At 35.6% G+C, this 12,234-nt stretch carries 8 protein-coding genes; 2 read left to right on the forward strand and 6 right to left on the reverse strand.

The window, feature by feature from the left end; genetic code table 11:
• Positions 1–609: 609 nt before the first annotated feature.
• Positions 610–1,026: a hypothetical protein gene (locus QP953_RS13210; protein ID WP_052598284.1), complete on the reverse strand. Its 417-nt coding sequence runs from the start codon at positions 1,024–1,026 to the stop codon at positions 610–612.
• Positions 1,027–1,742: 716 nt separating this feature from the next.
• Here QP953_RS13210 and leuS point away from each other — a divergent pair.
• Positions 1,743–4,550 carry a leucine--tRNA ligase gene (gene leuS / locus QP953_RS13215; protein WP_309555388.1) on the forward strand — a complete coding sequence of 936 codons (2,808 nt, stop codon included), beginning with the start codon at positions 1,743–1,745 and terminating at the stop codon, positions 4,548–4,550.
• Between the two features lie 182 nt (positions 4,551–4,732).
• Positions 4,733–5,398 (forward strand): D-alanyl-D-alanine carboxypeptidase family protein, encoded by a 666-nt coding sequence (locus QP953_RS13220; RefSeq protein ID WP_052598286.1) that lies wholly within the window; start codon positions 4,733–4,735, stop codon positions 5,396–5,398.
• 73 nt (positions 5,399–5,471) lie between these two features.
• Here QP953_RS13220 and QP953_RS13225 read toward each other — a convergent pair whose 3' ends face one another.
• The 5 genes from QP953_RS13225 to QP953_RS13245 all read right to left on the reverse strand — a co-directional run bounded on the left by QP953_RS13225 (position 5,472) and on the right by QP953_RS13245 (position 11,781).
• Positions 5,472–7,499: a M1 family aminopeptidase gene (locus QP953_RS13225; protein ID WP_309555389.1), complete on the reverse strand. Its 2,028-nt coding sequence runs from the start codon at positions 7,497–7,499 to the stop codon at positions 5,472–5,474.
• A 289-nt stretch (positions 7,500–7,788) separates the two neighbouring features.
• Positions 7,789–9,720 (reverse strand): M48 family metallopeptidase, encoded by a 1,932-nt coding sequence (locus QP953_RS13230; RefSeq protein WP_052598288.1) that lies wholly within the window; start codon positions 9,718–9,720, stop codon positions 7,789–7,791.
• Between the two features lie 142 nt (positions 9,721–9,862).
• Complete coding sequence (locus QP953_RS13235) at positions 9,863–10,327, reverse strand: FKBP-type peptidyl-prolyl cis-trans isomerase (RefSeq protein ID WP_052598289.1); 465 nt, start codon at positions 10,325–10,327, stop codon at positions 9,863–9,865.
• Entirely contained in the window at positions 10,327–10,554 is a 228-nt protein-coding gene (locus QP953_RS13240) for a DUF4177 domain-containing protein (RefSeq protein WP_052598290.1), read from the reverse strand. The genes QP953_RS13235 and QP953_RS13240 overlap by 1 nt, the downstream gene beginning before the upstream one ends.
• A 159-nt stretch (positions 10,555–10,713) precedes the next feature.
• The gene (locus QP953_RS13245; protein ID WP_309555391.1) at positions 10,714–11,781 is read right to left on the reverse strand and encodes an endonuclease; all 1,068 of its coding nucleotides are present in this window, start codon (positions 11,779–11,781) and stop codon (positions 10,714–10,716) included.
• Positions 11,782–12,234 lie beyond the last annotated feature (453 nt).

The following is a 12,234-nucleotide window of genomic DNA, read 5'->3' on the forward strand; positions in this document are numbered from 1 at the left end:
TGATTGAATAAATTGGGTGTGTTTGCTGTGTTTGTAGTTAGGTAGTTTGTTCTAATATTAACTTATTAAAAAATGTGTTTAGGAACAATAAGAATAATATTATGGGCAAAGATAACTAAAACTAATATGATTAAATATATATCAATTAAACTCTTTTTTAAGATACGAAAAATGTATGATTATCAAAAGATTATAAGATGAATGTTATCCTCGGAAGGATATTTTTATTTTGCTTGTATTGAATGTTTGTGTATTTATAAAACGAAACAAAATAGCAAAAGGTTGGTATCGTCAAAAAAAATAGCTTAGAATTTTTCAAAAACAGCCTAAATATTTATGAATTGTCGCAAAAAGAACAAAAAGAGTAAGGAATCTTTTTATTTTTTTTAAATAAAGAGAATTGGTCTATGACTTTAATCGAGGGATTACTTCAACGAGACAAAGTCAGTTTACTTATAAGCTAGGAATAATGATAATGGTTGGATATATTAACAGCTAGGAGAGAGGCGAGATTTACTTATAAAAAAAGCCATCCCTTTATTATAGAATGGCTTTCTTCTCAAAAAAGTTATCTTAAGCAATGAATTGGTGATTTAGTAAACTAATTATTTAGTTAACTGTACTATCATTGTCAGGATTCGAAATCATTTCGACAGTTACGCCTTCAGGAACAAGAATCTCATAAGTTAAAACTTCATTAAGGACTTGACCTCTAATGGTAACTTTTGTAGCTAGTTTAGGCATTTGAATTGTCATAACGCCATTATCAGTAGTTGTTTCTATGTTGTAACGTCCCACAGAAACCAAGCGTTTGAGGATTTCCTCATTAAAGTTGGTCAATTCAATAGTGGTGGTTACACGAATGAAGGATTCTTCCCACTCTCTAACTTGAGTTGTCCCCTCTAGGTTGATCGCAACACTAGAAGCATCGGCAGCTAGGGATTTGACAAATGTCTTTTGACTTTGTCCAAAACTAGCTGAAACAAAAAGAATAGAAAGAATAAAAAGTGTAAAGATTTTTTTCATAATAAATTTAATTTTTGGGTTAAAGAATAAGGAAAAAATATGCCATTCCTTAATTAGGTTGTTCTTTTGGGAGTGCAAAGATGCGATTTTTATGTCATAAAGTCAAGCTATTTTTTAACTGAGAATGAATGATCTACATCAAAAAATTCATTTAAAACTAGAATGCGAAATATTATTTGGTTCAAAAAGCTTGTTGCCTTCTTTCTCGCTCATTTTAAACTCCTTATAGACATAACATTTTTTTTAGAAAAATAATTCTATTTATTGATTTTAAGTTTTTTTAACACAAAAAGAGGGCATAATGAAACTATTTTTAAAAAACTACAATTGTTAAGTAACCACTTTCAAAAACTTTGTATAAATTCGTTGGCTAAACTATGAATGCAGACTCAAATTTTAGCATAAATACTTCACAAAACAATGAAGCGTACTTTAGTCCAATGCATAATTAGTTGTAGTAGGTTTTACCATTTGCTGATGGTAAATCATAGCATTACTTCGTTAAAAAATTGTATTAGTTTACTTTGTGAGCGATCTCACGACCGCAGAGAGCTACCATGAAGTAGTACCGCAGGTAACTAAGCTTGCGATCTCATGACCGCAGGGAATAATCAACGGAGTATTATCATAGGTAACTATCAATAAATAGAAAATAACTTTTTACATAAACAGTAAGCAATTATTGCTTACATACCAACAACTATTTAATTATAACAATGGATTACGAATCAAGTGAAATTGAGGCGAAATGGAAACAGTATTGGGCTGAGCATGAGGTATACAAAACTTCTAACGATACCTCAAAACCCAAGTATTATGTATTGGATATGTTCCCCTATCCATCTGGAGCTGGGCTACATGTAGGGCATCCGCTAGGCTATATTGCTAGCGATATTTTTGCTCGATACAAGCGTTTACAAGGTTATAACGTATTGCATCCAATGGGATACGATGCTTTTGGTTTGCCTGCTGAGCAGTACGCCATTCAAACAGGAGTGCACCCTGCTGTTTCTACCAATCAGAATATTAGTTTCTATCGTAAGCAGTTGGATAACTTAGGCTTTTCTTTTGATTGGAGCCGTTCTGTGAATACTTCAGATCCAAAGTATTATAAATGGACACAGCATATTTTCTTGAAATTGTTTGCTCATTATTATAACAATGAAATAGATAAAGCTGAACCGATAGAAAATCTAGTTGAACTATTTGAAAAAGAAGGAAATAAAAATGTTCAGGCTGCTTCTAGCCAAGAAACTATTTTTTCTGCGGATGAATGGAATGGTTACAGTCCCAAAGAACAGGACGATGTATTAATGAATTATCGTTTGGCGTATCGTAAAGTTGGTTTTGTAAACTGGTGCGAAGAATTAGGAACTGTTTTGGCAAATGACGAGGTCAAGGATGGTGTATCGGAGCGAGGAGGATACCCCGTTGTCAAAAAACCAATGCGCCAGTGGGCATTGCGTATTACTGCTTATGCAGAACGTTTGTTGAATGGCTTGGAACAAGTCGAATTTTCAGAAGCTTTAAAGACGCAACAACGCAATTGGATTGGACGTTCAGAAGGAGCACAATTGTTTTTTGACGTACACAATAGCAATGAGAAAATAGAAGTCTTTACAACACGCCCGGATACTATTTTTGGTGCTACATTTATGGTGTTGGCACCAGAGCATGATTTGGTAAAGGAGATTACAACAGAAGCACAAAGACAAGAAATAGAAGATTATCAGGCATATGCCAACAGCCGCTCTGAAAGAGATCGTATGGCTGATGTAAAGTCCATCACAGGTGCTTTCACGGGTGCTTATGCTGTCAATCCATTTACAGGAAACAGAATTCCTATTTGGATTGCCGATTATGTATTGATTGGATATGGAACAGGAGCAATTATGGCTGTTCCTAGCGGAGATGAAAGAGACGAACGTTTTGCAAAACACTTCGGCTTAGAGATTGTACAGGTGGTAGATCAATCGGCTTATGAAGGTGCTGCAATTGGTGATAAAGTGGGCACGATGATTAATTCTGGTTTCTTAAACGGCTTCCCTGTTACAGAAGCAATTACGAAGGCAATTGAAGAAATCAATGCTAAGAATATAGGAGAAGGAAAGATCAATTATCGCTTAAGAGATGCTAACTTTAGCCGTCAGCGTTATTGGGGAGAACCATTTCCCGTGAAATATGACAAAGACGGTGTGGCGCACGCTGAAACGAATTTGCCATTGGAATTACCTACATTGGATAATTTTAAACCAACCAAAGAAGGCAAGGCACCTTTGGCTAGAGCTGAAGAATGGGTGCATCAAGATGGTATGACGCGAGAAATTGATACTATGCCTGGTTTTGCGGGGTCTTCTTGGTATTTCTTACGCTACATGGATCCAAATAATGATGAGGCGCCATTTAGTGCTGAGGCGGTTAATTATTGGAAAGAAGTAGACTTGTATGTCGGTGGAGCTGAACATGCTGTAGGACATTTGATGTATTCTCGTTTTTGGCATAAATTTATGTTTGATCTAGGCATGGTACCAACGCGTGAGCCATATAAAAAATTGGTGAACCAAGGTATGTTGCAGGGAGTTATCGAGTTTTTGTATATGCTCAAAGAAAAACAAGATGGTCAATCTGTATTTGTAAGTGCCGATCAATTGTCAGAATACGATGGGCAAGAGTTTGCTCAAATTCCTGTGCATATTGATTTTGTAACAGATTATGGCAAACCAGAATCTTATTTAAATGAAGAAGGTAGAAAGCAATTTAAGGCTTGGAGACCAGATTATGCAGGGGCTGTTTTTGTAACGAATGCAAAAGGGCAGGTAGTTACTCATAGTGAAATCGGTAAAATTTCTAAGCGTTATTTCAATGTTGTTAATCCTGATGATGTGGTAGCGCAATATGGAACAGACTGTTTCCGTATGTATGAAATGTTCTTGGGGCCATTGGAAGATAGTAAGCCTTGGGATACAAAGGGAATTACAGGAGTATCAAAATTCTTGCGTAAATTCTGGAATTTATTCTACAAGGATGGGCAATGGGCTATCAGCGAGGAAAAAGCAACGCCAGACGAGTTGAAAATTTTGCACACTGCGATTAAAAAAGTGAACCAAGATATTGCTAATTTCTCTTTTAACACTTGCATTGCTCATTTTATGGTGGCAACCAATGACTTAAAGAAAGTTAATTGCAACAAACGAGAAGTTCTAGAACCATTGGTTGTTTTGATGGCTCCGTTTGCACCATTTATTACAGAAGAGTTGTGGCAGCAACTGGGACATGAAGGTTCTGTTCATGCCAACGGGAAATACCCAGAGCACAATCCTGCTTATTTAGTACAAAGTACGATTACGTATCCTGTTTGTGTGAATGGCAAAAAACGTGCAACGGTCACTTTTGCGGCAGATGCGACAAAAGACGCTATTGAGCAAGAAGCTTTGGCTGTTGATGAGGTACAAAAATGGATTGATGGAAAGCCAATTCGAAAGATAATTGTCGTACCTAAGCGAATGGTTAATATTGTAATTTAGTATTGTCCGTATCTATTCTTAATCTCATTATTTAGATTTATAAGGCGGATTATCGTTATAAAAGCTTTGGTGCAAGTACATGGGGTACTTGCACCTTTTTTATTGAATTTTTTTGTCAACAGGCGTAGTTAAAAAAGCAAAGGGCTCACGAACTACTACGCTACGTATACTTATATTTTAAGATGCTACTAGTTTACCGTTTTTTATTACTTTTATTTATAATAATCAGCAAGCCTCTAGCTGCACAAGATTGTGAAAAAGCTTGGATGTATTATGAGCAAAGATTGGAATTAAGCCAAATCACAGAGCGTCATTTTGGTATAAGTGTTCCTGTAGAGAAGATACAGATTGATTTTTTGGGCGCTCCTGTAGGCATTCCTTTTAATTATACGATTCAAAAATATAGTACAGATAACGACCACATCATATTAGAAAATGAAAAGGGTTTATATTTGCATAAAGAGGCGTATCAAGCTTTAGAAGCCATGCGTGTGGAATCAGAGAAAGAAGGAATTTACCTCCAACTTAATAATACTTATCGTAGTTACAGCTACCAAAAACACTTGCACAACAAATTAGGGGCAAAACAGGCTGAGCGACCAGGGTATTCAGAACATCACTTGTTTACAGCAATAGATTTAGAACGAGTAACGAACAAGAAGTTTCTTTGGTTGTTGCGCCACGCATTTGATTTTGGCTGGGTGCCAAGTTATTATTTTAGAGAGGGAAGTGCTATAAAAAAAGAACCTTGGCATTGGCGCTATGTAGGAAAATTGGCTGCGACAAAATTTAGATGTGCTTGGAAGGAGGAAATTGATCGTCGTATTTGGAAGTTAAAGAAAAAGTAAACTCATCTTCCATAAAAAAAGCATTCCCTAAAATTAGAGAATGCTGATATATTGTGAGGCATCAAAAAAGAGCTTAAAAAATCTCTTTAATACGTTTTAAGCGTAAGATTTTAGTGAACGTTTCTCCTTTTCCTGTAACGACAATTTTGTAGACACCACGAGAGCTATATCCTAGTGGTATTTTAAGATTATGAATTTGTTCCCCAGATTCTTTTTTGTATTCTTGAACCTCAATAGACTTGTCTTCCATTAAGCTAATGCCATCTGCTACTTCAAATAGTTCAATGCGAATATCTTGTTTTTTGGGAACATTATATTTGATTTGAGCTTTTCGTCGGTGGTTGCTTGTTGTGATCTCGAAGTCTTCCAATGCAAAACGATCGTTTTCTACTTTACGAACATATTTTAGATCTTTAAAAATCCAGTTGTCTGGATCAAAACGAACATCTTTGACGGTTCCATTGACTGGAATTTCAAAATACTGATTAGTTTCATTAAATACCTCGTCTCTTTGATTGGTGTTAATTGTTTCTTTGATAAGGGTACCATCCTCCAACTCAATTTCAATTTTGTAGGGCATTGTAAATATAGAAGGCTGTGATTCCAATTCTTTTTGAACTACATTTAGAGAAACGCTACCATTATTGATAGAATAAGAGATATGATAAGTAGGATAGTACTCTCCACGAATCCATTGATCAAAGAAATATTGATAATCTACTTCGATATTTTCACTAGCGTAGTATTCGGCAATTTTTCTAAAGTTCTCTGTGCTTAGATAGGTTTTAGACCATTCCCCTTCCATTCTTTTTCCAGAAGTAATTGCTTTTAAAGTTTGAAAGAAATAAACATCAGACATAATTCCTCTAAGCATATGTATGGCATACATTCCCTTTTTGCTCAATCGCTCTTCTGAATAATCTTTTCGATTTGCCAAATACAATTTACCACCTTCAAAATACTCCTTTTCGTCTAAGATAATTTGATAAACCGTTAAGCCTCGCTTGTATTCTTGCCACATTGCTTCTGCATAAGTAGCTAAAGCTTCTGTAATCCATGCATCTTGCCATTTTTTAGGTGAAATATGATTACCAAACCACATACTGGCCATTTGATGCACCACCATATACATATGTACCCCTTTCATGTCTTCTAAAAGGACATTTGTTTGAGTAGGCATGCCGTCCATTCCTAAATTAATACCAACTTGAGTAACATTAAAGCCTTCGTCTTTGTATGGGTAAGGACCAAATGTATTGGTTAAACAGGTCATGATTTCTGGCACCCGACGCATCATAGATGAAGATTCTTTCAATTTTTCAGGAAATAAGTAAAAGTTGATAGGAAAACCATAACCACGCCCTTTAAATTCAGACTCTGCTTTCATAAAATTAGAAATAGCCAATAGAACATGATGCGGTGCAATACGGTGACGGTGGCGCCATTGGTATTGTTTCTTTTTCTCATTTTCAAGTTTCTGAATGGCTTCAAGTTTTCCATTTGAAACAGCTATGATGGGCATTTCTTTGGCTTCTTCTTTTTTCGTTTTAGGATTCATGAAAACTTCTGTAACCATAGTATCTTGAATGGTTATATCGACGTAGATAGAATCTACTTTATCGCCAAGTCCTCGCTTGCAAGGAAACCACAAATAGCCACCATTAGGATAACACACACTAGCGATAACCAAATTATTTTTTTTGCCATGCGTATCATAGATTAGACCTTTTTTTACACCGTTGTTACTAGTGATCACAGGAGGTTCTCCTTCGTAGTGAACGGTAATTTCAGAACGTTGTTCTTTTTTTAGAGGATCGCCTGATAATTTGACTATAAGCTTGTTGTCTTTTTGTTCAAAAGAACTTGCCCCATCGACTTTGCTAACTTTTAATTGGTCAGCGAGATCTAAGGATAATTGCGTAACATTTTCTTTTACTGCGACAAACTCACATTTAGCATTTCCTTTGATATAAGACTTGTCCAACGATACCTCAACATCCAAATGATAAAATTTCATATTGGTAAATGTAGCAGGGGCTTGTCCAAAAGAAAGCACAGTACTTACCAAGAATAGTGCAAGAGTCAAAATGTATTGCTTCATTGTCATAAATAGTTTTTAGTAATTTTATTGTTTGATTAAGTTGGCTGTTATTGAGTTTTAGTCGTTAACTGCGCTGCTACTGTATGGTTTGCCCCACAGTTGCTATGTTGTGGTTTTTACGAACGGCTGTAAGTTGTTAACCCTTTCATTCACTTTTGGGATTCGTAAGATCGCAAGATAGGCGCTTAGTCAACTCAGAACGAACAACCAAACGTATGTCTATAGTGGGTTGTTCATTGGATAAAAGTATTAATATACTAATACTCTACCTAAATTAATGCCAATTCATTTACAAGATTCCTTGTTGTTCTAAAATTGCTTGATAATTAGGATATTTTTTTATTAAGTGTTGAATGACAGGCTGTGCTTCTTGACGGCGTCCAGTTTGCAACAGCAAACCAACTTTATTGAGCAAGGCATTCTTATAATCAGGGTCTAAAGCCAAGGCTTTGTTATACAGTTGTAGTGCTTGATTGATATTGCCTTGTTGGGCGTTAAGCAACCCCAAATTAGCCAAAGCCATTTTTCGATTCGGATCTTCTTTTAGAATGAAGTTAAAAACCTTTTTGGCAGCATTCAACTGCCCTGACTGAGCATAAGTACTACCCAGTTTTTCTTGAAAAATTAAGCTGTACGGCTTTAAATTCGTCGCTTGTTTGTAATAAGCTAACGCTTTTGGAAGGTTTTTGTTTTTGTATGCTGCTTCACCAATACGATAAGCTGTCCAAGCATCTTGAATTTCCTGTGGTGCTAAGGCAATGGAAACGAGCAAAGCATACTCTTGTTTGTTAAAATAATAATGTACCAAGGTATTGAATTTTTCGGCTCGGCTAGCTTTTGATAGATCTAGATAATATTTGGCTGAATCTAAAACTGCTGGAGTACCCATGAATTTATCCCATAAGGCTAGATAACCTCGTGCCATTTCTAGGGGACTTGCATTTTTTATAACCAAACTCTCCAAGCCTAAAAATCCAGCAATTTCTTCTACTTTTTCTTGACTTAGGGTATCGGGTGATTTAATATTATTTTTGCTAATGTGATGATCTGTAATGTTCACATGAGGAATATCAATACTACCAGAGCGTGGCATATGACAACCAACACAATTGTCTTGTTCTAAATTGCGTTGAGCAATCGGTGCAGAACAATTGAACAGCTTGCTTTGGGTAGAGTTGTCTTTGTGGCAACTCAAGCAGGCGGTGTTATAATTGTTTTTAGTAGTAGAATGCACGTCATGATGTGGGTTATGGCAGGTGATACAAGACAATTTTTTAGACACATTGAAACAATCACTTAATTGCAAACGATCTGCTTGGGATGCCATAATAAACCGTTTGTCGGAGTTGGTGAACCGAGGTAAAAACACATTCATAACATCTGATAATTCCATCCCTGGTTTAAAATCATAAAAGGTTTTTCCTTCATTCAATACAGCAACTCCTTGAAGGTGACAGCGTTGGCACAAGTCCATTTGGCGATCAATGGGCAAATGCTTGGGATTTACAATACTATAATCAACATACTTAGAAGTATCAACATGCTTGCCCATCAGTTTTTCTTTGACATGAAGCCCTCCAGGACCATGACAGCGTTCACACTCAATGCCCAAAGGCATTTTGTGATACTTGTTATCAGAACCAGTAGCAGGTGTAGGTGTGTGATTGTGGCACGTTAGGCATTCTGATAAAATAGCACGTCCAAAACGCTCGTTGTTTTCTTCAAAACCTGGCGCTAAATCCCATTTTTTATCTTGGGTATAGTAGGTGATGGGAGCTTGATAGACGTATCCATTTCTGTTGATCATATGGGAGTTGGTGTGATGCCCTGAACCAATAATGTAGTCAATTCGCTCAATGCGTTTGTGTACTGTATCTTTCCCATTCAATCTAAACTCCATAACATACATGACAGAATCTTGGAAATAAGGTTTATAATAAAAATCCAACTGTTTGTCATAAACCAAGGCACTATCTCCAAATTCAGCAGCTGTTTTTTTTAGATTTGCTTTGCCAAAAGATTGCCCCATTCCTGTTTGGATATAAGTTTGATAAACATTTTGATGGCAACTTTGACACATTTGCATGCCAACATATTCAACAGAATCATTAAGATTTAAGAAGGCATCTACTGATTTTTCTGAAGTAGGATTGGGCGCACAAAACCACATACAGGAGGCTATTAAAAGTAAAATTACAATTGGGATACCATATTTTGTCATTGAATACCTATTTTTAATCTTATAAGTTGAATTGTTGTCATTGCTATGTTTCAAGAAAATACCTAAGCCTCTTAATACACCAAACAAGGCAATAAAAACTAGCTATAGAATTGTAGCTGTTGCGGAATTATTTTTTTGTTGTTTAGAAGTGTGGAAAAACTTCTATTAACTCAATATCAAAAATTACGACTGAATTAGGAGGAATTTTGCCGTGCCCCTCTTCACCATAGGCAAGTCTTGAAGGCAAAAATAACAACATTTTATCGTTGATATCCATATGAGGAAGGGCTAATTGCCAGCCATAAATGCTCTTATCTAAGTCAACTCTTTCACTTAAATTGTTCGTATTATAGACACTAGTGCCATCTAACAAGTAAGCTTTGTATTTTACCTCAACAACAATATCATTGTCTCTTATTGGAGCAACACTGTCACCACTTTCAACATAAATATGATAAAATAAATTAGACTGTTTATCTTCTGTTGCATTGATATTATTAGCCAACAAGTAATCTTTTATAAGCTGAATATCGTTGTCGTGTTGGATGGCTTCTTTTTGGCAAGACAACATAGATAGAACAAAACATAAAAATATCAAATAACGCATTAGGACTTATTTTTAGAAGCATGTAGAACGATAGGACGTTTTAGAATTAAGACAGCGTATTGGCTAAAACCATTTTTTTGTCTTGTAAATTGAGTGGTTAATTCCCAACCCATTCTTCCCAGTAGATTTAGTTCATCTTCTATGAGTTCCATATCTAAATCTATTTTTTTAGAAAATAAGGTGCTTTTGAGAGGCACTGTTAATGTTTTGTATTCGAACTGTTGCATTGGTGTATTGATTTTGGATGAGTCTATAAAAAAATACAAGATGCGAGCAAACTCACATCTTGTACAGATGAATCGGTTGATTGCTTCAACCCAAAATACAGATTTATTTTGAATTTTGTTTGCAGATAGAATTGCTATCCTTAAAACAAATTATTCTCCTTAAGGTTTTGGTTGTACTTTTTTTACCAAATAAACACAAACAGGCAAGTGATCGCTGTAACCACCAACGTACTTGCCAAAAGAGTACGTGCGGAAAGGATAGCCCTTAAAACGTCCTGCTTTACTAATTAAGTAAGATTTATTAAAAATAGAATTTTTGTAAAAATAATACCCTTCACCATCATTTTGTGTAATAGATTGGCTTAGGATAATTTGATCAAACAGGTTCCAAGAATCGCGGTAAGCCAAGGTGCCAATCCCTGCTTTATACAATTTGCCCCAAGGGTTGTAAAAACCACCTTTTTTGACTTGTCCTTTTTTGTCTTTGGCATTGATAACATCCTTAACACTAGGACTAACAGGGTCGTCATTTAAATCCCCCATGATAATAATTTTAGCCCTAGGGTTCTCATCTTGAATACCTGCAATAAAGTCTTTGCAATATTTGGCCGCTCCTTCACGAAGGTAAGAACCGCCTCTACGAGAAGGCCAGTGGCAAACAATTATATGAACTATATCACCGTCCAAACGCCCCTTTACCCATAACATATCTCTTGTCCAAACAGTATCTCTTTTGGCTGCATCAGGAGTTTTATCATAAAAAAGCTTTGGCGTAATTTTACCACTCTCGATGACTTTAAAATATTTGGGATTGTAAAGCAGTGCAACATCAATACCTCGTTTATCTAATGATTCGTAATGAACAATTTGATAATTTCTATTTTTTATTTTAGGCTGTTGAGTAAAATCTTCTAAAACTTTTCTGTTTTCAATCTCTGCAACGCCCAAGATAGCTGGACCATCGGGAGTTAGCTCTGTACCAAGTTCAGAAACGACATGAGATAAATTACCCAGCTTCTCTTGATAAACTTTGGAATTATAGAGTAACTTTCCGTTTGGTGTAAAATCTCCGTCTCGTTTGCCTTTTGTGTCTACGGTGTCAAATAAATTTTCAAAGTTATAAAACCCTACGCAAACCACTTTATGAGCTTGTTTTTCTGCTTGAGCAAAACTAAAAGTACTTATTAATAATAAGCTTAATAGAGATAACAGTGTCTGTTTTTTCATTTTATTATTGATTGATATAATGATTTGGAACGCTTAGAACGTTTCATTGATATGATGATTTGGAAAGCAGAAAGAAAAAGCTAATGGTGTATTGTTTCATTTGATTGCTAAAAAATGGGTATTAACTTCAACAATATGCTTCCTAAATAGCTTCTAGTTAGTCTGTTTTCAAATAACAATATGTATACACTATTCTATTTTTGTACCAAAAAACGCACAAATATAGAATTTCTTGGAGTTACGGCAATATGAATGCTGCATTTATCTTTAATTCTAGCGCATAAATCAATTTTTTTAACCTTCCCGCAACTTATATTTAACAAAGCAATCTACCTAATCGTAGTAATTGGGGGCAGAATTGCACAATTCGTGTCAAAAAAAGCAAAATTGGAGATGGTTAACTTTTTTTATTCGGACAAGCATTAACTTTTTATTAAGTTTGCAGCTCAATGT

Origin of the sequence: Aureispira sp. CCB-E (assembly GCF_031326345.1) — a bacterium.
Classification (GTDB): domain Bacteria; phylum Bacteroidota; class Bacteroidia; order Chitinophagales; family Saprospiraceae; genus Aureispira.